Source organism: Luteimonas sp. R10 (assembly GCF_045689605.1).
Classification (GTDB): domain Bacteria; phylum Pseudomonadota; class Gammaproteobacteria; order Xanthomonadales; family Xanthomonadaceae; genus Luteimonas.
On sequence record NZ_CP141262.1, the window covers coordinates 1759056 to 1781826 of the forward strand.

The window sequence follows — 22771 nt, forward strand, 5'->3', positions numbered from 1 at the left end:
CCGAGCCGGGCCGGATGGGGCGCACGGCATCCGGCCGCGCCGGGTGCTCCGCGCACCCCGGGTCGCCCGCCCCGCAACGATCCCTTCACAATCTCTGCACCGCTCCGGCGGCACTCTTCACAAACCTGAAGAATCCTCTTTGCCATTCGGAGTCGGTATGCGTGGAACCCAGGAACCCGGCGGGCTGATCCTCATCGTCGAGGACAACCGCAACATTTCGGAAATGGTCGGCGAGTATCTGGAAGGTCGCGGATTCGAAGTCGATTACGCGGCCGATGGCCTGGACGGCTACCGCCTGGCCTCGGAGAACAGCTACGACGTGATCGTGCTGGACCTGATGCTGCCGCGGCTGGACGGAATCGAGGTCTGCAAGCGCCTGCGCGAAGAGGCGCGCAAGTCCACCCCGGTGTTGATGCTGACCGCGCGCGACACCCTGGACGAGAAACTGACCGGCCTGGGCTCGGGCGCCGACGACTACCTGACCAAGCCGTTCGCCATCCAGGAACTGGAGGCGCGGCTGCGGGCGCTGATCCGTCGCGAGCGCCGGCAGGTCGGGTCCGAGGTGCTGAAGGTCGCCGACCTGGTGCTCGATCCGGCCAGTCTGCGCGCCACCCGCGCCGGCCAGGAGCTGCAGCTCTCGCCGATCGGCCTCAAGCTGCTGACCATCCTCATGCGCGAATCGCCGCGGGTGGTCAGCCGCCAGGAGATCGAGCGCGAGATCTGGGGCAACAGCCTGCCCGATTCCGACACCCTGCGCAGTCATCTGTACAACCTGCGCAAGACGATCGACAAACCGTTCGACCGGTCGTTGCTGCATACCGTGCAGAGCGCGGGTTACCGGATCGCCGACATCGAGCAGTCGCCGAACTGACGCCACCGCCGCCGTCCGGTCACGCACCATGCCGCAAGGGCTGCCACGCAAACTGCGCTTCGTGTTCCTGCTGCAGGCGGCATTGGTGAGCCTGGCGATCGTCATCGGCGTCTCGCTCGCCTGCGCGGTGGCCGTGCGGGTGCTGATCGACGCGCGGCTGCGGGCCGAGGCTGACGAGTATTGGTCGATGCGTGCGGCAGATGGTGCGTACCTCCTGCCGCGCACCGACGCCATCGAGGTCTATGCCGCCGCACCGAGGAGCCTGCCGGACGATTTGCCGGCAGTGCTGCGCCCCCTCTCGCCGGGCATCCACCGACTGCCCGGTTTCGGTCGCTACGCGTTGGTGGACGAGCGCCCGGCGGGACGCCTGTACGTGAGCATGTCCTTCGCCCATGCCACGCGCGTGCTATGGAGCGGCGCGCTGGTGCTGATGCTGACCGCCATGCTGGCGTTGTACCTGGTGACCTGGCTGACTTACCGCACGTCGCGGCGGCTGGTGGCGCCGGTGAGCTGGTTGGCCGACGAGGTTTCGCGCTGGGAGCCGGACACCGTCGACGCCGCCAGGTTGGCGCCGGAACGGATTCCCGGCGACGCCGGCAGCGAAGTGCGCCAGCTCAGCGGCGCGCTGCGCGGCCTGTCCGACCGGGTGCGGGCGTTCGTGCAGCGCGAGCGCGACTTCACCCGCGATGCCAGCCATGAGCTGCGCACGCCGCTGACGGTGGTGCGGGTCGCCACCGACATGCTGCTGGCCGACCCGGGAATGCCGGTGCATTCGGCCCGTTCGCTGCAGCGCATCCAGCGCGCCGGACGGGACATGGAGGCGGTGATCGATGCCTTCCTGATCCTCGCCAGGGAGGCACGGGTGGCGCCGCAGGAGGAGGAGTTCGAAGTCCGCGAGGTGGTGCTGGACGAGGTCGACAGGGCCCGGCCGCTGCTCGCGGGAAAGCCAGTGGAGCTGCGCGTGACCGGCGATGCCGCCCCGCGCCTGCAGGCGCCGCCGCGGGTGCTGGGGGTGATGCTCGGCAACCTGCTCAGCAATGCCTGCGTGTTCACCGAGAGCGGCAGCATCGAGGTGGCGATCGCCGACGACAGCGTCGTCGTCCGCGACACCGGCATCGGCATGTCACCGGACATCCTGCGGCGGGCGTACGATCCGTTCTATCGCGCCGACCCGTTCGCGGCCGGTGGCAAGGGCATGGGGCTGTCGATCGTGCGCCGCCTGGGCGAGCGCTTCGGCTGGCCGGTCTCGCTGGACAGCCTGCCGGGCCGGGGCACCACCGCGACGATCCGGTTCGGCACGGGCTGATCCGTCCTCGCGGGCGCCGCGGGGCCGTTCAAGGGCCGTTGTCCCGGCGTGTCAACGCCGACCGGCGCGGTGCGTTCCTGCCTTGACCTCCGATGACCGACGCCCGATGAGCCCATCCAGCCGCCAGCCTGCACGCCAGCGCAAGACCCGGTCGAAACTTCCGCGCAATCTTGCCATCGCCGCCGTGGTGCTCGCCGTGGCCGCTGGATTGTGGGTCTGGCAGCAGCGCCGCGCGGGCGCCGACGAGAGCGCCTGGCGCACCACCGAGATCGAGCGCGGCGACATCCGGGTGGCGATCTCGGCGACCGGCAGCCTCAGCGCCACCTCGACGATCGTCGTCGGCAGCCAGATCTCCGGCCAGGTCACGGACGTACTGGTGGATTTCAACGACACCGTCGAGAAGGGGCAGGTGATCGCGCGCATCGATCCCAGCACCTACCAGGCGCAGATCGAGCAGGGCAATGCGCAGGTCGCCGCCGCCCGTGCCGCCCTGGCGCAGGCCCAGGCCACGCTGCGCAACGCCGAGCTCGACCACCGGCGCAAGGCCGACCTCGGCGAGCGGCAGCTGGTCGCCCGCAGCGAGGTCGACCTGGCCCGCGCCGCCCTCGATCAGGCACGCGCGCAGGTCACCTCGGCACAGGCGCAGATTCGGCAGCAGACCGCCTCCACCCAGACCACCCAGGTCAATCTCGACCGCACCGTGATCCGCTCGCCGGTCGACGGCGTCGTCCTCACCCGCACCATCGAGCCTGGCCAGACCGTGGCCGCCAGCCTGCAGGCGCCGGAGCTGTTCACCATCGCCGAGGACCTGAGCAAGATGCAAATCGAGCTGACGGTGGACGAGGCCGACATCGGCCAGGTGCAGGAGGGCCAGGAAGTGTCGTTCACGGTCGACGCTTTTCCCGATCGCCAGTTCCGCGGCGTGGTGCAGCAGGTGCGGCTGTCGGCGACCGACACCAACAACGTCATCACCTATCCGGTGGTGGTGAGCGTGGACAACGGCGACGGTACCCTGCTGCCCGGCCTGACGGTCAATGCCGAGATCCTCGTCAGCAGGCGCGACGACGTGCTCAAGGTGTCGAACGCCGCGCTCCGTTACAAGCCCGCCGATGCGCAGGCGGCGATGCCGCAGGGCGCTCCCGTGCGCGCCGGCAGCGGCATCGTCGGGGACTTGCAGCGCCTGGCCGTTGCGCTCGAGCTCACGGCGCCACAACGCGCCGAGTTCGAGCCGGCGCTGGCGGCGATCCGCGAGCGCATGCAGGCGCGCCAGGCCGCACCGCGCAGCGGTGGCGGCGGCTCCGGCTCCGGCATGTTCGGCGGGGGCGGCATGCGCATCGTCGCCGGCGGTCCCGGCGGTGGCGACGCGGCCCAGATGCGCCAACGCATGCTGCAGCGCTACCAGCAGGATTTCGCCGCGTTCCGCGATACCCTCGACGAAGCGCAGCGCGCGCAGTGGGACCGGGAACTAGCGGCGCTGCTGGGCGCGCGCCGCGCGCCGCTGTACAAGCTGGTCGACGACCGGCCGCAGATGGTCATGGTCCGGGTGGGCGCCAGCGACGGCAGCAGCACCGAAGTCTCCGGCGATATCGCCGAGGGCGACCTCATCGTCACCGGCGAGCGCGCGCGGTGAGCGGCGCGGAGATCCCGATCATCGAGACCCGGGCGCTCGGCAAGGTCTACTCGCCGGGCACCCAGGCCGAGGTGGTGGCGCTCAGGCACGTCGACCTGCGGATCGGGCGCGGGGATTTCGTCGCCATCATGGGACCGTCCGGTTCCGGCAAGTCGACGCTGATGAACCTGGTCGGCTGCCTGGACACCCCCAGCAGCGGCCAGTACCTGTGCGACGGCATCGATGTCGCCACCCTCGACGCGGAGGAACTGGCGGTCCTGCGCCGCGACAAGATCGGCTTCGTGTTCCAGGGCTTCAACCTGCTGCCGCGGATGTCGGCGCTGGAGAACGTGGCGATGCCGCTGGGCTATGCGCAGGTACCGCCGGACGAGCGGCGCGAACTCGCGCGCGAGGCGCTGGTCGCGGTCGGCCTGGGCGATCGCGCATCGCACCGCCCCAGCGAGTTGTCCGGCGGCCAGCAGCAGCGGGTGGCGATCGCGCGCGCGCTGATCAACCGTCCGCCGATCCTGCTCGCCGACGAGCCCACCGGGGCGCTGGACAGCCGCACCGGCGAGGAGATCCTGGCCCTGTTCAAGCGCCTGCGCGACGACGACCACACGGTGGTGCTGATCACGCACGACGCCGAGGTGGCGGCGCATGCCGATCGCACCTTCGTGATGCGTGATGGCGAGATGCATGAAGAGCCGTGATTGGGGATTCGTGATTGGTGATTGGGAGAGCAAAAGCGTGAAGCAGAGGCAGTCCGGGCATCGAGGATCCAGTGCGCCGGCCGGATACCCGGCATGGCGCCGACAGTGGGTCTCGCCCGCTTGCGAATCACGAATCACTAATCACGAATCACGACACCCATGAACTTCGCCGACGTCCTGCGCACCGCCGTTTTCGCCCTGCGCGGCAACTGGATGCGCAGCGCGCTGACCTCGCTCGGCGTGATCATCGGCATCGCGGCGGTGATCGTGATGGTCTCGGTCGGGCAGGGGACGCAGTCGGAGATCGACAACCTGGTCTCGGGCCTCGGCTCGCAGCGGCTCGACATCTCGCCCGGTTCCCGGCGCGGGCCCGGTGGCGCGCGCATGAGCGCCAGCAGTTTCTTCACCCTCAGCGAGGGCGACGCGGAGGCGATCCGCAACGAGATCCCGGAAGTGCAGTACGTCTCCGGCTCGCTGCGCGGCAACGCCCAGGTGGTGTTCGCGGAGAACAACTGGGCCGCGACCTGGCAGGGCGTGCAGCCCGACTACTTCGAGATCAACGGCTGGAACCTGGCCGAGGGCGAAGGCTTCCAGCCGCAGGACTACACCGGTGCCGGCAAGGTGGTGATCCTCGGCGAGACCGTGCGCCGCGAACTGTTCGGCGAGGACAGCGGCATCGGCGAAACGGTGCGCCTGGGGCGGGTGCTGTTCACCGTGGTCGGCACGCTGGAGCCCAAGGGCCAGGGAGGATTCGGGCAGGACCAGGACGACGTGATGATGGTGCCGATGGAAACCGGCCGCCGCCGGCTGCTCGGGGCGATGGGCCTACCGCCGAACGCGGTGATGCAGATCGCGCTGACCGTGCGCGACGCCGACGACCTGACCTACGTGCAGGGCGAGGTGGAGGCGCTGCTGCGCCAGCGCCATCGCATCGCGCCCGGCGACGAGGACGACTTCACCGTGCGTAACATCTCCGAGATCGTCGCCACCCGCACCGCGACCACGCGGCTGATGTCGCTGCTGCTGGGCGCGGTGGCGACGATCTCGCTGATCGTCGGCGGCATCGGCATCATGAACATCATGCTGGTCTCGGTGACCGAGCGCATCCGCGAGATCGGCCTGCGCATGGCGGTCGGCGCCGGGCCGTCCGACGTGCGCCGGCAGTTCCTGGCCGAGGCGATGCTGATCTCGCTGATCGGCGGTGCGATCGGCATCCTGCTGGGCGTGGCCGGCGCGCTGCTGGTCGGCCGGCTCGGCGCGTTGCCGGTGCAGCTCAACGGCCAGGTGATCGCGCTCGCCGCCGGCTTCTCGGTCGCCACCGGCCTGTTCTTCGGCTACTACCCGGCGCGCAAGGCCTCGCAGCTGGACCCGATCGAGGCCCTACGGCAGCAGTAGGAGCGCACCGCAGGGGCGCGACCCTCGCCGTTGGGCACTCCCGGTCGCGCCCCTACGCGGTATGCTCGGGCTTTCCGCGGAGGTGAAACATGCGTTTGCTGGTGTTTCTGCTGTTGATGGCAACCACGATGATGACTGCAACCGCGCAAGACGAACCGGCTGCCCGTGTCGCCCTGGTGATCCACGGCGGTGCCGGCGTGATCGAGCGCGACAAGCTGGATGCCGACGACGAGCGCGCCATCCGCGCCGATCTCGACCGCGCCCTGGACGCCGGCCATGCGCTGCTGGTCGACGGCGGCAGTGCGCTGGACGCCGTCGAGGCCGCGGTGCGGGTTTTGGAGGAATCGCCGCGCTTCAATGCGGGCAAGGGCGCGGTGTTCAATGCCGAGGGCCGCCACGAACTCGACGCCTCGATCATGGAAGGCCATACCCGCCGTGCCGGCGCGGTGGCCGCGGTGCGCACCGTGCGCAGTCCGATCCGCCTCGCCCGCCGGGTGATGGAGCAGTCGCCGCACGTGATGCTGATCGGCGACGGCGCCGAGCGGTTCGCCGACGACCACGACGACCTGGAGCGGGTGGCGAACGACTGGTTCGACACCGAACTCCGGCGCGAGCAACTCGAGCGTGCGCAGCAGCGCGAGCGTGCCGAGGCCGAGGCGGGCATCCGCGCCGACCTGCGCGGCCGCTATTTCGGCACCGTCGGCGCGGTCGCGCTGGACGCGCACGGACACATCGCCGCCGCCACCTCCACCGGCGGCATGACCAACAAGAAATGGGGCCGGGTGGGCGATTCGCCGGTCATCGGCGCCGGCACCTGGGCCGATGCCCGCTGCGGCGTGTCCGGCACCGGCTGGGGCGAGTTCTTCATCCGCAACGCGGTGGCGCACGACATCTGCGCGCGCATGGCCTACGGCGGGCAGTCGCTGCAGGAGGCGGCCGACGCGGTGGTGATGCGGGTGATCCCGGAGCACGGCGGCGACGGCGGCGTCATCGCCCTGGACGCCGACGGCAACATCGTCATGCCGTTCAATACGTCCGGCATGTACCGCGGCTGGGTGAAGCCGGACGGCTCGCGCGGCACCGCGGTGTTCCGCGAGCGCGACTGACGGCGAGCGCCGCACGGTCACGTGCCGGTCGACGGCTCCGTCGCCACGATGACGCCCGCGATCGGTCCGACCTGCGGGCGCAGGCGCGGGGCGCTTGCGTACGTCCGTGACCCGGCGCGCAGCGTCGACGTGCAGTTCGGCTTGGTGCGACGCGCATTGAAGGCCGCGATCGGCGGGCGTGCCGCGCTCGGCATCCATGACCAGGACGGCCACCTGCTGCTGATCCGTCGGCTTGCTCACACTTCCCGCGCCGGCGGCAACGAATAGATACCAACCGACACAGGGGAGACGGCCATGCTCGGCCAAGCCAAGCTCGACACCGTGGTGCTCTTCGTTTCCAGCCTGGAGCGCAGCATCGCGTTCTACCGCGATACCTTGGGCCTTGAGGTCGCACCGATGGACGGACGCCCGTTCGCCGTCGCCCAGGCGGGGCCGGTCTCGCTCGTGTTCATCCAGCGGCAGGCCCGGGCCGGCGAGACGCCGATCGCGGTGTTCAGCCTGCCCGCTGGCATCGACGACTGCGCGCAGGCACTGGCGGCGAAGGGGGTGGAGATCGTGGTGCCGGTCAGCGAGGCGCCGGACGGCGGGCTTTCGCTGGACTTCCTCGATCCCGACGGCAATGTGCTCAGCCTCTACCAGCCCGCGGGCGCGCCGCGTTCCGGCTGAAGTCGAGGCCCGTCCTTTCGGCGGCAAGCTGGGGTCGGCCCTATCCGGGTCGGCCCCATGTTGTGCGACGAGACCGCGGTGCCGACACTCGGTGGCATTCCTCGAATCCACGGGCCGTGCACGGGTCCACAGCAGGAGCGCACGCATGACCGCCATCGGCAGCCACAACATCTCCTGGGGCGACACGCTCTCGCAGATCGCCGTCCGCTACGGCACCAGCGTGGACGCGCTGATGTCGTTGAACTCGCAGATCCGCGATCCCGACCTGATCTACGCCGGCGACACGCTGCGGCTGCCCGGTGGCGCCGACGCCGATGGCGACGGCGCCGGTCCGGTGTCCGGACCGGAGACGGTCGCCGGCCCGGGAACCGTCAGCGGCAACAACGCCGCGGCGATCGCCGAGCAGTTCCTCGGCCGCAATGCCGGCGAGCTGAAACACAGCGACGAGCTGCCGATGCAGTCGTGGGTGCCGAACAACGTCAACTGCGCCAACTTCGTCTCGGCGTGCCTGCAGAAGGCCGGCCTGATCGACGCCAGCCAGGCCAGCGCCTCGGTCGACGTGCTCGCGAGCAATCTCAAGGGCGCCGGATGGCAGACGGTATCGCTTCAGAACGCCCGGCCCGGCGACGTGGTGCTGATGCAGCGCGACGGCCAGTCGCATGTGGTGCTGTTCGCCGGGTTCGAGAACGGGCAGCCGAAATTCATCGGCTCCAACAACGTCAACGCCGACGGATCGCAGCGGGTGAGCTGGGGCGGCGCCTCGGGTCGCTACGAGATCATCACTCCGCCGCGCTGAGGCAGTCCTTTCTGCGCCAGGCAGTCTTTTCCGTTGCGGTGATGGCTGGGCCGCGCCAAGCAGTCTTTTCCGTCGCGGCAATGGCCGGGCCGTCGCCACGGCTGCCGCCAACGAATAGCGCGCCAGGCAGTCCTTTCCGCTGCGACGATGGCCGGGCCGTCGCCACGGCTGTCGCCAACGAATAGCCGCGCCAGGCAGTCCTGTCCGTTGCAGCAATGGCCGGGCCGTCGCCACGGCTGCCGTTAATGAATAGCCGCACCAAGCAGTCCTTTCCACCGCAATAGCGGCCCGGCCGCAGCTAGAACCCGAACAGCGCCGCGGGCGCGCCGTGCTTCGGCGGCCAGGCGAGCCAGGCCACGTCGCCCGGGCCGATGGCGTGGTCGACGACTTTCCACGCGCCGCCGGACTCGCGCTTGAGCAGGACGGCATAGACATCCGACATCCCGCCCTGCGCGGCGCGCTCGGCGTAACGCGTGCCCTCCAGCGGCAGCGGGCCGCCTTCGGCGGCGCGCATCCGTCCCAACAGGAAGCTCCAGTTGCCGAGCCGGTCCAGGCGCTCCACCTCGATCCGCGCGTCCGGACCGAATTCGGCGACGAGCGGGCCGCCGGCCAGCGCCAGCAAGGCCGCGTAGTCGTCGTCGTCCGGCTGCAGGGACTGCAGGGCAGGTCGTGCGAATGCGTCGTCGTTCATGGCAACTCCCAGGGCGAGGGCAAGGACGAGTCCGAGGTTGGCGATGATCCTGAGCATGGCCGCGATGCTCGCAGTTCTCGGCTCAGGAACACGTGAGCGGCGGCAGGGCGCGCGCCATCAGCGCAGATAGGGCGCGATGATGTCACGCCACAACGCATAGCCGTCGGCGTTCATATGCAACGCGTCCCCGACGAACAGCTCCGGGCGCGGCCGGCCGTCGGCGCCGAGCATTGGCGTGAACACGTCGATGTAGTCGACGTCCGGCGTCCGCGCTGCCCAGTCCCGCACCAGCGCGTTCGACGCGCGCTGCACCTCCAGCAGGTGGATCCGCGACGGGCTCGGCTTGATCGCGATGAAGGCGATGGGCGTGCCGGGCAGATCCTGGTGCACGCGGGCGACGAAGGCCTGGAAATCCGCCAGCACCTGCTGCGGCCCGCGTCCGTCCATGGTGTCGTTGTCGCCGGCGTAGAGCAGGATCCGGCTGGGGCGGTAGCGGATCGCGACTTCGTCGGCGTAGTGGACCGCGTCGCGAACGTGCGAGCCGCCGAAGCCGCGGTTGAGCACCGGCCGGCCCGGAAAGTCCTCCGCCAGCGTCGTCCACAGCCGTACCGACGAGCTGCCGGTGAAGACCACCGGGTGCGCCGGCGGCGGGTCGGCGGCGTCCTCGGCGGCGAAACGCGCCATGTCGTGGGTCCATTCCGGCGAGGACGGCGGATCGATGGCCTGCACGCCGGCCCTCGCGCCGTCGGCCGCTGTGGCCGGCGCTCCGGTGGCGGCGCATCCGGCGGCGAGCAGCAGAGCTGCCAGCGCGGCGGACAGGAACGGCATCGGGCGCGGCGGCATGACGGCTCCGGAAGTGGCTCGGAGCGCCAGTGAAGCAGCCGGAGGCGGGCTTTGCAAACCGGGGCCCGTCGCCGGTCGCTGTCATCGGCAGTGGCGGGCGTTGTGGCAGAATGTCGCCCTTCCGGCCTGGCCAGAAACGCCCGAGTCCCATGCAGCCGATCCCCGAGCAGTGCCCCTTCGGCCGCCGCGCCGCACCTCGCCAGACCGCCTTCCTTGCCGCGCCTGCCGACCGGTCCGTCCGGCGCATGGCCTGACGGCGATCCCGTGGCCGACGAATTCGGGCATCTGCCGCGTCGACCGGAGCGGATCCTCAAGGCGACGCTGTGGTCGTTGAAGGGCCTGCGCGCGGCGTGGCTGTACGAGTCGTCGTTCCGGCTCGAGGTCTACCTGCTGGCGGTGCTGGCGCCGCTGGCGCTGTGGCTGGGCGGCAACGGCGTCGAGCGCGCGCTGCTGCTCGGCAGCTGCCTGCTGGTGCTGGCGATCGAACTGTTGAACTCGGCGATCGAGGCGGTGATCGAACGCTACGGTCCCGAGCATCACGAACTGGCCGGGCGCGCCAAAGACATGGGCTCGGCGGCGGTGTTCGTCGGGCTGCTCAACGCGGGCGCGACCTGGGCGCTCATCCTGGCGCCGCGCTGGCTGTAGCGCCGCGCGTGCCCCATAGAGACACGAGGAAACCTGACGCATGATGGAGTTGTTGACCGATCCGCAGGTGTGGATCCTGCTGTTGACGCTGAGCACGATCGAGATCGTGCTCGGCATCGACAACCTGGTGTTCATCTCGATCGCGGTCGGCAAGCTGCCGATGGCGCGGCGCGAGTTCGCCCGCAAGTTCGGCATCGCGGTGGCGTGCATCACCCGCATCGGCCTGCTGCTGACGCTGGCCTGGCTGGCGCGCCTGACCGACGACCTGTTCACGCTGCTGGGCCACGGCATCTCGGTGCGCGACCTGGTGCTGATCCTGGGCGGCATGTTCCTGGTGGTGAAGGGCGTGCTCGAGATCCGCGAGCAGGTCGGGGGCGGCGAGGACGAGGCCGGCCACGTCGCCGGCAAGGCGGCGGTGTCGTTCGGCGCGGTGATCGCGCAGATCGCGGTGATCGACATCGTGTTCTCGCTCGATTCGGTGATCGCCGCGGTCGGCATGGCCGCCGAGTACGTGCCGGTGATGGTGGCGGCGATCCTGATCGCGGTCGCGGTGATGCTGCTGGCGGCGCAGCCGCTGGGCCGGTTCATCGACGCCAACCCGACGGTGAAGATGCTGGCGCTGGCGTTCATCGTGCTGATCGGCGCCTACCTGGTCGCGGAAGGTTTCGAGGCGCACATCCCGCGCGGCTACATCTACGGCGCGATGGGCTTCTCGGCGGTGGTCGAGATCCTCAACCTGTGGGCCAAGCGCAACGCCATGCGCCGGGCGGGCATCCAGCCGCCGCCGGTGGACGAGCCGCGGCGGCCGATGCCGCGATGAACCTGCGGGAACCCCAAGGAGCCGAGAGCCGATGACGCACCTGCACCAGATCGATCCTGTCGCGATTTCGCTGCCCGCCTTCGAGCTGTTCGGCCGCAGCTTTCATCCGCAGGTGCACTGGTACGGGATCATGTACGTGGTCGCGTTCGCCGTCGCCTGGCTGCTCGGCCGCAGCCGGATCCGGGCGGGGCGGTTGCCGGGCGTGGACGAGAACGCGTTCGGCGACCTGATGTTCTACGGCATGCTCGGCGTGATCCTGGGCGGCCGGATCGGCTACGTGCTGTTCTACGCGTTCGGCGATTTCCTGGCCGATCCGCTGCTGCTGCTGCGGGTGACCGATGGCGGCATGAGCTTCCACGGCGGCCTGCTGGGCGTGTTGATCGCGTGCTGGCTGTGGACGCGCAAGCACGGCCTGCACTTCTTCGACCTGATGGATTTCGTCGCGCCGATCGTGCCGCCGGGGCTCGGTTTCGGCCGGCTCGGCAACTACATCGGCGGCGAGCTCTGGGGCAAGCCGACCGGCGGCGACTGGGGCGTGGTGTTCCCCGGCAGCCTGCCCGAACGCTTCCGCGGGCTCGATGGCTCGGCGCTGCGCAGCCTGCACGAGTCGGGGGCGCTGGACGCGTTCGCGCGGCATCCCTCGCAGCTGTACCAGGCGTTCCTCGAGGGCGTGGTGCTGTTCTGCATCCTGTGGTGGGCATCGCGGCGGCCGCGTGCGCGCTACGCGCTTTCGGGACTGTTCGCGCTCGGCTACGGCACGTTCCGCTTCCTGGTCGAGTTCGTGCGCGAGCCGGACGCGCACCTGGGTTACCTGGCGTTCGGCTGGCTGACCATGGGCCAGGTGCTGAGCCTGCCGCTGATCCTGGTAGGCGCGTTCTGGTTGTGGAAGTCGCGCGGCGCCCCGGTGCTGCAGCCGCGGTCGCCGACGAAGGCCGCGCCGGAGGCGTCCTGATGCGCCAGTACCTGGAGCTGCTGCGGCACGTGCTCGAGCACGGCGCCGACAAGGCCGACCGTACCGGCACCGGTACCCGCAGCGTCTTCGGCTGGCAGATGCGCTTCGATCTCGCCGACGGCTTCCCCCTGGTCACCACCAAGAAGCTGCACCTGCGCTCGATCGTGCACGAACTGCTGTGGTTCCTGAAGGGCGAGACCAACATCGCCTACCTGAAGGACAACAAGGTCTCGATCTGGGACGAATGGGCCGATGCCGACGGCGAGCTGGGGCCGGTCTACGGCAAGCAGTGGCGGCGCTGGGCCGGTGCCGACGGCGGCGAGATCGACCAGATCCGCTGGGTGGTCGACGAGATCCGCCGCAATCCCGATTCGCGCCGGTTGCTGGTCAGCGCCTGGAACGTCGCCGACCTGCCGCGGATGGCGCTGATGCCGTGCCATGCGCTGTTCCAGTTCTACGTCGTCGACGGCAAGCTCAGCTGCCAGCTGTACCAGCGCAGCGGCGACATCTTTCTCGGCGTGCCGTTCAACATCGCCAGCTACGCGCTGCTCACCCACATGGTGGCGCAGGTGACCGGCCTGGGCGTCGGCGATTTCGTGCACACGCTGGGCGATGCGCACCTGTACTCGAACCACTTCGAACAGGCGCGCGAGCAGCTGTCGCGCGCGCCGCGGCCGTTGCCGGCGCTGCGGCTGAACCCGGAGGTCGGCGACCTGTTCGCCTTCGGCTACGACGACATCGCCATCGAGGGCTATGACCCGCATCCGGCGATCAAGGCCCCCGTGGCGGTCTGAACGGTGCCGCGCGAAGGAACCGCTGCCGCTGCCCGATGCGCGTCCGGTTGCGTGTCCGCGGTCCATGACGCCGACGCCGCGACCGCCACCGCGACATGACCGAGATCGCCCTGATCGCCGCGCTCGACCGCGACCGCGCCATCGGCCGCGGCAACGCCTTGCCCTGGCGCCTGCCGGACGACCTGAAGCGCTTCAAGGCGCTGACCCTCGGCAGGCCGGTGCTGATGGGGCGGCGGACGGCCGAATCGCTCGGCCGCGCACTGCCGGGCCGGCGCAACCTGGTGATGACGCGCGGTGCGCGCGTCCCGTTCGCGGGCATGGAGGCGGTCGGCTCGCTGGCCGAAGCCATGGCCGGGGCGCAGGCGGACGACGCGGATACGCTGTGCGTGATCGGCGGCGGCGAGATCTACACCCTGGCGCTGCCGCTCGCGGCGCGCATGCACCTGACCCACGTCGAGACGCGGGTGGAGGACGCGGACGCGTTCTTCCCGGCCTTCGATACCGCGCGATGGCGGGTCGAGGCGCGTGAATCGAGACCGGCCGACGCCAGGCACGCGCATGCCTTCACCTTCGTCGACTATGTGTGGCGCGGCGAACCGGTCGCGGCGAGCCACCCGCGCCTTGGGATGGGCTAGGGGCGCAGCGCTCCTACCGCACTCGATATGCAGCCCGGCATTGCGTGGCCAGGCGCCGTCGCCCCCACCCCAGCCCTCCCCCGTAAACGGGGGAGGGGGCGGTTTGCGGAATGTTTCGAATGGGACATCGAGTGCGGGGGGGGGGTGGCCCGGACAGCGTCGTCGAATCCGGAGGGCACGATGGTTTACTTCGTCTCCTGGCCCGGCACCTGCACAACGCGCAACTCCTCGCTGTCGAGCTGCAGCGCGGTCAGTTTTCCGCCCCACACGGCGCCGGTGTCGAGCGCATGCACGCCGTGGCCGATGAACAGCCCCAGCGTCGACCAGTGGCCGCAGGCGATCTTCAGGTCGCGTTCGGCGCGGCCCGGCACCTCGTACCAGGGATAGAGCCCCGGGGCCTGCATCCCCGGCGCGCCCTTCTCCTCGACCGCGATGCGCCCACGCGGCGTGCAGTAGCGCATGCGGGTGAGCACGTTGATGATCGCGCGCTCGCGCTCGACGCCTTTCAGGCCAGGGCTCCAGTCCGGGCGGTCGCCGTACATGTTCTTCAGCAGCTTGCGGTAGCCGTTGCCGCGCAACCTGCGCTCGACCTCGCGCGCATGGCCTTCCGCCATCTGCGTGGTCCACTTCGGCGCCAGGCCGGCGTGCACCATCATCCAGCCGAGGCCACGGTCCGCGTGCAGCAGCGGACAGCCGCGCAGCCAGTCCAGCAGCGTGTCGCGATCGTCGGCGAACAGCACCCGCTGCAGGTCGGCGTTGACCCGGCGCTGCTGCGCCCGGTCGCGCTCGGCGATCGCCAGCAGCGAAAGATCGTGGTTGCCCAGCACCACGTGGCTGTGCGCGCGCAGCGTGTGCACCAGCCGCAGGGTCTCCAGCGACTCGCCGCCGCGGTTGACCAGGTCGCCGCAGAACCACAGCGCATCGGCGGCCGGGTCGAAACGGATCCTTTCCAGCAGGCGCTGGGTCGGCGCGTAGCAACCCTGCAGGTCGCCGATCGCCCAGACGCTCATTCGCTGCCCGCCATGCGCACCGGCCTCAATGCAGCGTACGCGGCACGGACAGGGTGAACGGCGGGATCGGCGCGTCGAAGTAGGTGCCGTCGTCGCCGACCATGTCGTAGTTGCCCTGCATGCTGCCGACCGCGGTCTCGAGCACCGCGCCGGAGGTGTACTCGAACTGCTCGCCGGGCTCGATCCGCGGCTGCTGCCCGACCACGCCGTCGCCGCGCACCTCGTCGACCTTGCCGTTGCCGTCGGTGATGATCCAGTGCCGCCGCAGCAGCTGCGCCGGCAGGCGGCCGAGATTGCGGATGCGGATGGTGTAGGCGAACACGTAGCGGTCGCGCTCGGGCTCGGACTCGTCGTCGAGGAAACGCGTCGCGATCTGGATTTCCAGGGTGTAGTCGGGGATCTCGTCCATGGCGCCAGTGTAATGGCCGTGGGTGAAGGGTTCGACTACTGCGGGCTTGAAATGTTCGCCAGGCGGACGAAATCGGCGACCGCCAGCTGCTCGGCGCGGGACGTGGGGTCGATCACGGCGGCGGCGATCTCGGCGGCGTCGCAGACGCCGGACAGGGCATTGCGCAGGGTCTTGCGGCGCTGGCCGAAGGCGGCGCGGACCACGGCGGCGAACCGGGCCGGATCGTCGATGCCGACCGCCTGCGGCGGCCGCGGCAGCAGCCGCACCACGGCCGAGTCCACCTTCGGCGGCGGCCGGAACGCGCCGGGCGGAATGTCGAACAGCGGGATCACCTCGCAGCGCGCCTGCAGCATCACGCTGAGGCGGCCGTAGACCTTGCTGCCGGGGGCCGCGCCCATGCGATCGACCACCTCCTTCTGCAGCATGAAATGCATGTCGCGGATCGCCGCGGCGTGGTCCAGCGCGTGGAACAGGATCGGCGAGGAGATGTTGTAGGGCAGGTTGCCGACCAGCCGCAGCGGGCCGCCATCGGCCGCGAGCGCGGTGAGATCGACGGCGAGCACGTCGCGGTGGACGATCGCCAGTTCGCCGACGCCCTCGGCGGCGGCGGCGAGCGGTGCGATCAGGTCGCGGTCGAACTCGATCGCCGTCAGCGCGCCGTGCCGGCGCAGCAGCGGCAGCGTCAGCGCGCCCTGGCCGGGGCCGATCTCGACCAGGCGCTCGCCGGGCCGCGGGTCGACCGCCTGGACGATACGGTCGATGTAGCCGCGCTCGTGCAGGAAATGCTGCCCGAGCGCCTTCTTGGCGCGGCCGAACGCCGCGGCGCCCTCGCGTGCGCTCACAGCAGCCGTGTTCCGAGGGGCACGTCCCGGTCCGGCACGCACAGCGTGACGTGGCCGTCGGCGTCGTGGAAGCCGGTGACCAGGCATTCGGACATCAGCGGCCCGATCTGCTTGGCGGGGAAGTTCACCACGCCCACCACCAGCCGGCCGACCAGGTCCTCGGGGCGGTACAGCGCGGTCACCTGCGCGCTGGACTTGCGCACGCCGACTTCCGGGCCGAAATCGACCCGCAGCACGTAGGCCGGCTTGCGCGCCTGCGGGAACGCCTCCGCCGACAGCACCCGGCCGACGCGCAGCTCGACCTTCATGAAGTCGTCCCAGCTGATCGTGTTCATGAGTCGGGGTTCCTTTTCCGGCGGATGCGTGCGATGCGGGCGCAGGTGCCGACCGCGGCGATGAGGCTGGAAGGATCGGCGGTGCCGGTGCCGGCCAGGTCGAGCGCGGTGCCGTGGTCGACCGCCACCCGTGGGTAGGGCAGGCCCAGGGTCAGGTTCACCGCCTGTTCGAAGCCGCTGTACTTGAGCACCGGCAGGCCCTGGTCGTGGTACATCGCCAGCACCGCGTCCACCTCGGCGAGCTTGCGCGGCAGGAAGGCGGTGTCGGCCGGCAGCGGACCGGCCAGCCGCATGCCGTCGGCGCGCAGCCTGGCCAGCACCGGCGCGATGGTCTCGATCTCCTCGCGGCCGAGATGGCCGTCCTCGCCGGCGTGCGGGTTCAGGCCGAGCACCGCGATCGCGGGATCGGCGATGCCGAAGTCGTCGCGCAACCCGGCGTGCAGGATCCGCAGCGTCCGTTCGAGGCGGTCGGCCGTCAGCGCATCGGCGACCGCGCGCAGCGGCAGGTGCGTGGTGGCCAGCGCGACGCGGACGATGTCGTTGGCGAGCATCATCACCACCTCGCGCCCGGCATGCGCGGCCAGCAGCTCGGTAGTGCCGGTGTAGGCGATGCCGCCGGCGTTGATCGTCGCCTTGTGCACCGGACCGGTGACGATGCCGTCGTACTCGCCGGCGATGCAGGCTTCGGCCGCCATGCGCAGGGCGAGCACCACGCTGCGGGCGTTGCGCGGATCCGGTGCGCCGAACGCCGGCGCGACCGCGTTCGGGACCTCCACCAGGCGCACGCCGTCGGCACCCAAACGCTCCCGCTCCGCATCCGCGGGGTGGAAGCGCACGGTGGTCCCGAGCGCTTGCGCCGCCCTGGCGAGCGTGGCGCCGTCGCCGAACGCCACGAGTTCCGCGTCGGTGGCGTGGCGCAGGGCCGCGATCGCCAGTTCCGGTCCCACGCCGGCCGGTTCCCCGGGCACCAGTGCGAGCCTGGGTCTAGCGTCCGTGGCCATATGCGGGATGGGTCATGTCGCGCCTCGATGGCGGCCGGAAGCGGCCAATGCGGGGTGTCGCCGTGGTTGCCGGAGCAGGCGGCCTCGACCCCCGGCCAGGCGAGCCGAAGGCCGGTTGCGCCGCCGCTGGCGGGCAGGCGTCCGCGGCTGCACGGGCCTTCGTTCCGTGCCGGCGTGCCTGGGATGGCCGCGCGTTCCGCCCCGCGGCCGGGTTTCAGCCGCCGCTTCCGCCGTCGTCTTCCCCGGCCGCGGCCGCGGCGGCGGCGGCGCTGCGGATGTCGATGAAGGCCTCGCCGCGCATCTGGCGCAGGAAGCGGTTCCACTCGTCCTCGAGCTTGCGCTGGCCGATGCTTTCGCGGATCTGAGCGCGCCGATTCTCGTCGTCGACGTCGGCCTGGCGCGAACCGATGCGCTGCACCACGTGCCAGCCGGCCTGGGTCTTGAACGGCTCGGAAATGCCGCCGTCCTCGAGTGCCGCGACCCGGCCGCCGAACTCCGGACCGAACTGGTCGGCGGCGAACCAGCCGAGGTCGCCGCCGCGTTCGCGCGAAACCGCGTCCTCGGAGTGCTCGCTGGCCAGGGCGGCGAAATCGGCGCCGCCGGCGGCACGTGCGCGCAGCGCCTCGGCCCTGGCGCGGGCTTCCTCGTCGCTGGTGTCGTCGTCGGTGCGGATCAGGATGTGCCGGGCCTGGTACTGGGTGACGCTGGAGGCGCCGGACTCGTCGGCGTCGCGCGTGCCGACCAACTGCAGTAGCTGGAAACCGCTCGGGCCACGGATCGGACCGATGACCTGCCCCGGCTGCATGGTGCGGATCGCGCTCGCGAACGCGGCCGGGATCTCGTCCAGGCTGCGCCAACCGAGGTCGCCGCCCTCCAGTGCGTTGGGGCTGTCGGAATAGCGCACCGCGGCCGCGGAGAACGCCATCTCCCCGCGGTCGAGCAGGCCCTTGATGCCCTCGATCTTCTGCTCGGCGGTCGCGATCTGGTCCGGGGTGGCGCCGTCCGGCAGCGCGACCAGGATGTGCGCGAGCTGGTACTGGGAGCCGCCGGCGGCCTGCGACTGCATGGCGGCGTCGACCTCCGCGTCGCTGACCGAGATGGTGCTCTGCGCGAAGCGCTGGCGCAGGCGCTGGATCAGCAGCTCCTCGCGTAGTGAATTGCGGAAATCGGTGTAGGACAGGCCGTCGCGCTCCAGCTGCCCGCGCAGCTGGTCCGGCGTGAAGTTGTTCTGCTGGGCGATGTTGGAGACCGCGGCGTCCACTTCGGCATCGCCGACGCGAATGCCGGTGGCGGCCGCGCGCTCGGTCTGCAGCTTCACCAGGATCAGGCGTTCGAGCACCTGGCGCTCGAGCACGTCGCGCGGCGGCAGCTGGTCGCTGCGGTCGCCGTACTGGGCCAGGATGTTGGCCACCGCGCGGTCGAGCTCGCTTTGCAGGATCACGTCCTCGTCGACCACTGCGGCGATGCGTTCCAGCGGCTGGACCTGCTGCGCCTGCGCGGCGGCGCCGAGCAAGGCAACGGCGACCAGGAGGGAAAGGAGGAAATTCTTCATGGCAGGGGATCGATCGGGTTGTCGTCGTCCGCGTCGCCATTGCCGAGATCGGATGGCGGGACGAGATAGAGGTCGTCTCGGTAATAGCCGAGAATAGCACGGCGCAAACGGCCTTCCGTGTCCGGTCCGGCGGACCCTAGCCCCTTGAGTTCGACTTCCAGCTGAATGGCGTTGTTGGTCTCGCCGATGCGGTTGCGCACGTAGTGGCGGCCGACCAGGCGCACCGCCAGGCAGCAGCTGTCCCACTGCACGCCGGCGATGCCTTCGAGCACCTTGCTGTCGCGCAGCGAGTAGTAGTAGCGACCGACCAGGCTCCAGGTGGGATTGATCGGGTACAGGAACGAGAAGTCGAGCTGCTCGAGCTGCTCGCGGCGGTAGCGGTAGTTGAAGTTGGCGATGCCGTCGTCGCCGATCAGGTAGCGCGTGCGCAGGCTGACCAGGTCGTCGCGGCGGACTTTCGGATCCCACTGGTAGCCGACGCTGATGTTCCAGCGGTCGTTGATGGCGTAGGCGCTTTCGGCGACCCAGGAGGATTCGCCGGCCTCGATCGGTTCGCGGCTGCTGTTGAGCACCACCCGCGAATCGTCGAAGTAGCGGATCTGCCCGACGCTGGCCGACAGCTTTTCCAGGCCGTCGGACTCGCGGATCAGGCGCGTGGTCAGCGCCACCGTCAGCTGGTTGGCGTCGGTCTGGCGGTCGGCGCCGGAGAACCGGTTGTCGCGGAACAGCTGGCCCCAGCTGAAGGTCAGGTCGCGGGTGTCGAACAGCGGCAGGTTGGACTGGTCGCGGTACGGCGCGTTGAGGTAGAACAGCCGCGGTTCCAGGGTGTGCAGGTACTGGTCGCCGCGGAACAGGGTGTCGCGGTCGAAGAACAGGCCGGCGTCGACGCTGGTGATGGGCAGGCTGCGTGAGGGAGAGGTATTGGGGGACGTTTCGACGCCGGTCTGGTCGGTGATGGACCTGGCGAGCTGGTTGGCGAGCGCATCGTCCAGCTCGTACGCCGTGTAGCGCCAGGCCATGGTCGGACGTACGTACCAGGCGGCGCCTTCCAGCGGCAGCGAGACGTAAGGCTTGATATCGAAGCGGCTGCCGCCGGGCCTGACGGGCTCGCCGACGGCCGCGCCGCTGGTATATCTCGCACTGGAGGCATGGTCGAAACGGGTCAGGTCGGTGTCGACGCCGGCGACCAGCCATGGCCGGAACGGCTGCTCCCAGTTGAAGAACAGGCGCGGCAGGCGGTAGTAGGGCAGTTGGGTCTTGTTGAGCGTGTAATCGGACAGCAGGCGGTAGTCGGCTTCCAGCCCGCCCTCCCAATAGCGGGCGCGGCCGTAGATGCCGGCGCTGCTGTTGATCGTGCTCGACGCGCCGCTGGTCAGGCTGCTGCTCTGGTCCTCGATGTAGCGCGGATCGCTGATCCAGTTGAGGTTGGCGCGCGCCTGCCAGGTGCGGCTGATGTTCTGTCGGCCGACGTAGCGGAACATGCCGCGGTCGTCCTCGCGGCGGTTCTCCTCCGGGATCTCGAGGTCGATCTCCTCCTGCCGCTCGTCCTCGGTCAGGTTGTCCGAGGGCAGATACTCGAAATCGAACGTGCCGCGGCCAGTCGCGTTCAGGTAGCGGAACTCGGCGCCGAGCAGGACGCCGCGCCGGGTCATGATCCGCGGCTGCAGGGTCATGTCGTAGTGCGGCGCCAGGTTGAGGTAGATCGGCTGGCGGTAGTCGAAACCGTTGCGGCTGGAGTAGCCGAGCGCCGGATACAGCAGGCCGGTCTTGCGGCGGTCGTCGATCGGAAACTTGAACCAGGGCATGTACAGCACCGGCACCTTGCCCACGCGCAGGGTGGCGTTGCGGGCGGTGCCGAAGCCTTCCTCCATGTCGACGTCGATCCGCCCGGCGTGCAGTTCCCACCAGCGCTGCCCGGGCGGACAGGTGGAGTAGGTCGAGCCGTACAGCGCGCCCTGGTCCCCGGTCATCTCGGCGCGGTCGGCGCCGCCGTTGCCGCGGCGCTCGATCAGCTGGTAGCGCACGTTCTCGATGCTGTGCGAATCGGCGTCCTGGTCGCCGGTCAGGCGGTCGGCGACGATGCGCATCCCCGAGTCCTGGTAGCGCACGCTGCCGTCGGCGACGTAGCGGCCGGTCTCGGCGTCGTAGGTGAGGTTGTCGGTGGCGAGAAACTGGTCGCCGCGCTTCAGGGTGGCGTTCCCCTGCAGGTTGCTCTGCTCGCCGTAGACGCCGGTGAGCGCGTCGCCCCCGATCTCGGTGGGCTGGTTCTCGCGGTCTTCCGGCGTGCCCACCGGCGGCGGGGCGTCCGGGAATTCCGGCACCGCGTCCTCGAGCGGGCACAGGCGCCAGTCCTCGGGGCGTTCGTCGGCCAGGGCGTTCAGCGAGAGCGCGATGCACAGCGGCAAGGGCAACAGGCGGAGGGCTGGGCGCACGCAGGGGTCCGGTCGGTCGAGCGGCCGCCAGCATGCCGCATCCCTTGCGAAGCGGCAATGCGAGCGTGGTCTCGTCGAGGCCCGTTCCGGAACGGCCCCATCGGCGGCATCCAAGCGATAGAACGGATGCTGAATGGCGCCAGGCGCCTACCTCCCGAGCAACACGCAGTCTGCCGTGGCCGGCCACCGACGCACCTTCGCCGGGAACACGGAACCGCGAGGCATGGCGCCTGGCGAGCCGGTTGCGCGCTGGCATGTCCCATGCAGTGGATGATTCGTGGGGGCGGCCTTCCGATCGGATTTCAAGTCGCTCCCGATACCCGCTTGGTTGGAATCCGGTCGGAAGGCCGCTGGAGGCTGCGTGGGCGATTCGCCGATGGTTCGCGGCAAGGGGAGCGCGCGTCCCGGCTAGAAGCTTCCGAGGCCGTTCCCGGCCTCCGCGCCTGTGAGGGCGCCGACGTGGGCGAGGCTGCCTTCGCGCAGCGCCTGCAGGTCGTAGCCGCCCTCCAGCATCGAGACGATGCGGCCACCCGCATGGCGCGCGGCAAGCACGCACAGTGCGCCGGTGAGCCAGCCGAAGTCTTCCGCGTCCAGCTGCATCTGCGCCAGCGGGTCGCGCCAGTGCGCGTCGAAGCCCGCCGACACGAACAGCAGTTGCGGCCCGAACGCGTCGAGCTCCGGCAGCAGCCGCTCGCGCCAGGCCTCGCGGAACATGCGGCTGCCCGCGCCGGGCGGCAGCGGTGCGTTGACGATGTTGCCGACGCCGCGTTCCTGCTTCGCGCCGGTGCCCGGATAGAGCGGGAACTGGTGCGAACTGAGGTACATCACGCGCGGCTCGTGCTCGAAGATCGCCTGGGTGCCGTTGCCGTGGTGCACGTCGAAGTCGACGATCGCCACCCGTGTGAGGCCATGCCTGTCGAGCGCATGCGCGGCGGCGACGGCGATGTTGTTGAACAGGCAGAAACCCATCGCCTCGCCGCCGGTGGCGTGGTGGCCGGGCGGGCGAACCGCGCAGAAGGCGGTTCCGGCCCGGCCGTTCATCACCGCGTCCACGGCGGCGACGCCGGCGCCGGCGGCGCGCAGGGCGGCTTCCGGCGATTCCGGCGACAGCACCGTGTCGGGGTCGAGCGGGATCGGGGCGTCCGTTCCGGACTCGAGCACCGCGGCCAGCAGCGCCGCCGCGTGCACGCGCAGCAGCTGGCCACGGGTGGCGCGCGGGGCCTCGTGCCAGTCGAGACCGGGCAGGCCGTCGCGCAGCGCCTGGACCACGGCGCCCAGGCGCTCCGGACGTTCCGGATGGCCGGGCCCGGTGTCGTGGGCCAGGCAGGCGGCGTGGGTGTAGACGTGCAGC

General features: G+C 70.4%; 22 protein-coding genes and 2 pseudogenes. 14 read left to right on the forward strand and 10 right to left on the reverse strand.

The features are described 5' to 3' along the window. The first annotated feature begins 157 nt into the window (after window positions 1–157). From U3649_RS07340 to U3649_RS07380, 9 genes are all read left to right on the forward strand, one after another. Window positions 158–871, forward strand: a complete 714-nt coding sequence (locus tag U3649_RS07340; protein WP_407354201.1) for a response regulator transcription factor — start codon at window positions 158–160, stop codon at window positions 869–871. Window positions 872–899: 28 nt separating this feature from the next. Next, on the forward strand, window positions 900–2177 hold the full coding sequence (locus U3649_RS07345) for a sensor histidine kinase (RefSeq protein ID WP_407354202.1): 1278 nt from the start codon (window positions 900–902) through the stop codon (window positions 2175–2177). A gap of 106 nt (window positions 2178–2283) precedes the next feature. Further along, entirely contained in the window at window positions 2284–3807 is a 1524-nt protein-coding gene (locus U3649_RS07350) for an efflux RND transporter periplasmic adaptor subunit (RefSeq protein ID WP_407354203.1), read from the forward strand. Continuing rightward, window positions 3804–4496: an ABC transporter ATP-binding protein gene (locus U3649_RS07355; RefSeq protein ID WP_407354204.1), complete on the forward strand. Its 693-nt coding sequence runs from the start codon at window positions 3804–3806 to the stop codon at window positions 4494–4496. Before U3649_RS07350 ends, U3649_RS07355 begins: the two co-directional genes overlap by 4 nt. A 159-nt stretch (window positions 4497–4655) precedes the next feature. Next, window positions 4656–5891: an ABC transporter permease gene (locus U3649_RS07360; RefSeq protein WP_407354205.1), complete on the forward strand. Its 1236-nt coding sequence runs from the start codon at window positions 4656–4658 to the stop codon at window positions 5889–5891. Window positions 5892–5980: 89 nt separating this feature from the next. Beyond that, window positions 5981–6997, forward strand: coding sequence for an isoaspartyl peptidase/L-asparaginase family protein (locus tag U3649_RS07365; RefSeq protein WP_407354206.1), 1017 nt, complete (start codon window positions 5981–5983; stop codon window positions 6995–6997). A gap of 21 nt (window positions 6998–7018) precedes the next feature. Beyond that, window positions 7019–7264, forward strand: coding sequence for a hypothetical protein (locus U3649_RS07370; protein ID WP_407354207.1), 246 nt, complete (start codon window positions 7019–7021; stop codon window positions 7262–7264). Between the two features lie 27 nt (window positions 7265–7291). Then, window positions 7292–7663 (forward strand): VOC family protein, encoded by a 372-nt coding sequence (locus U3649_RS07375; RefSeq protein WP_407354208.1) that lies wholly within the window; start codon window positions 7292–7294, stop codon window positions 7661–7663. 145 nt (window positions 7664–7808) lie between these two features. Continuing rightward, entirely contained in the window at window positions 7809–8459 is a 651-nt protein-coding gene (locus U3649_RS07380) for a LysM peptidoglycan-binding domain-containing protein (protein WP_407354209.1), read from the forward strand. A gap of 298 nt (window positions 8460–8757) precedes the next feature. Here the strand turns inward: U3649_RS07380 and U3649_RS07385 are convergent, their stop codons facing one another. Together U3649_RS07385 and U3649_RS07390 are read right to left on the reverse strand one after the other, a co-directional pair. Then, on the reverse strand, window positions 8758–9150 hold the full coding sequence (locus U3649_RS07385; protein ID WP_407354210.1) for a hypothetical protein: 393 nt from the start codon (window positions 9148–9150) through the stop codon (window positions 8758–8760). A 117-nt stretch (window positions 9151–9267) separates the two neighbouring features. After that, window positions 9268–9993, reverse strand: a complete 726-nt coding sequence (locus tag U3649_RS07390; RefSeq protein WP_407354211.1) for an SGNH/GDSL hydrolase family protein — start codon at window positions 9991–9993, stop codon at window positions 9268–9270. 264 nt (window positions 9994–10257) lie between these two features. On the opposite strand from U3649_RS07390, the gene U3649_RS07395 reads away from it, so the two are divergent. The 5 genes from U3649_RS07395 to U3649_RS07415 all read left to right on the forward strand — a co-directional run bounded on the left by U3649_RS07395 (window position 10258) and on the right by U3649_RS07415 (window position 13839). Beyond that, window positions 10258–10638 (forward strand): diacylglycerol kinase, encoded by a 381-nt coding sequence (locus U3649_RS07395; RefSeq protein ID WP_407354212.1) that lies wholly within the window; start codon window positions 10258–10260, stop codon window positions 10636–10638. Window positions 10639–10678: 40 nt separating this feature from the next. Next, entirely contained in the window at window positions 10679–11458 is a 780-nt protein-coding gene (locus U3649_RS07400) for a TerC family protein (protein WP_407354213.1), read from the forward strand. A gap of 31 nt (window positions 11459–11489) precedes the next feature. After that, complete coding sequence (lgt, locus tag U3649_RS07405; RefSeq protein WP_407354214.1) at window positions 11490–12410, forward strand: prolipoprotein diacylglyceryl transferase; 921 nt, start codon at window positions 11490–11492, stop codon at window positions 12408–12410. Continuing rightward, window positions 12410–13204, forward strand: a complete 795-nt coding sequence (locus U3649_RS07410) for a thymidylate synthase (RefSeq protein WP_407354215.1) — start codon at window positions 12410–12412, stop codon at window positions 13202–13204. The genes lgt and U3649_RS07410 overlap by 1 nt, the downstream gene beginning before the upstream one ends. 95 nt (window positions 13205–13299) lie before the next feature. After that, on the forward strand, window positions 13300–13839 hold the full coding sequence (locus U3649_RS07415) for a dihydrofolate reductase (RefSeq protein ID WP_407354216.1): 540 nt from the start codon (window positions 13300–13302) through the stop codon (window positions 13837–13839). Between the two features lie 194 nt (window positions 13840–14033). Here the strand turns inward: U3649_RS07415 and U3649_RS07420 are convergent. The 8 genes and pseudogenes from U3649_RS07420 to U3649_RS07455 form a co-directional block, all read right to left on the reverse strand. Continuing rightward, window positions 14034–14849: pseudogene (locus U3649_RS07420) on the reverse strand (symmetrical bis(5'-nucleosyl)-tetraphosphatase); the annotation flags it as partial. 88 nt (window positions 14850–14937) lie between these two features. Beyond that, window positions 14938–15258: pseudogene (gene apaG, locus U3649_RS07425) on the reverse strand (Co2+/Mg2+ efflux protein ApaG); the annotation flags it as partial. Between the two features lie 35 nt (window positions 15259–15293). Further along, window positions 15294–16100 carry a 16S rRNA (adenine(1518)-N(6)/adenine(1519)-N(6))-dimethyltransferase RsmA gene (gene rsmA / locus U3649_RS07430; protein WP_407354217.1) on the reverse strand — a complete coding sequence of 269 codons (807 nt, stop codon included), beginning with the start codon at window positions 16098–16100 and terminating at the stop codon, window positions 15294–15296. Next, entirely contained in the window at window positions 16097–16435 is a 339-nt protein-coding gene (locus tag U3649_RS07435) for a tRNA-binding protein (RefSeq protein ID WP_407354218.1), read from the reverse strand. Before U3649_RS07435 ends, rsmA begins: the two co-directional genes overlap by 4 nt. Beyond that, window positions 16432–17436, reverse strand: coding sequence for a 4-hydroxythreonine-4-phosphate dehydrogenase PdxA (gene pdxA / locus U3649_RS07440; RefSeq protein WP_407354219.1), 1005 nt, complete (start codon window positions 17434–17436; stop codon window positions 16432–16434). The genes U3649_RS07435 and pdxA overlap by 4 nt, the downstream gene beginning before the upstream one ends. A gap of 214 nt (window positions 17437–17650) precedes the next feature. After that, entirely contained in the window at window positions 17651–18988 is a 1338-nt protein-coding gene (locus tag U3649_RS07445) for a peptidylprolyl isomerase (protein ID WP_407354220.1), read from the reverse strand. Next, on the reverse strand, window positions 18985–21420 hold the full coding sequence (gene lptD / locus U3649_RS07450; protein WP_407354221.1) for an LPS-assembly protein LptD: 2436 nt from the start codon (window positions 21418–21420) through the stop codon (window positions 18985–18987). The genes U3649_RS07445 and lptD overlap by 4 nt, the downstream gene beginning before the upstream one ends. A gap of 408 nt (window positions 21421–21828) precedes the next feature. Further along, window positions 21829–22770 carry a histone deacetylase family protein gene (locus tag U3649_RS07455; protein ID WP_407354569.1) on the reverse strand — a complete coding sequence of 314 codons (942 nt, stop codon included), beginning with the start codon at window positions 22768–22770 and terminating at the stop codon, window positions 21829–21831. Window position 22771 lies beyond the last annotated feature (1 nt).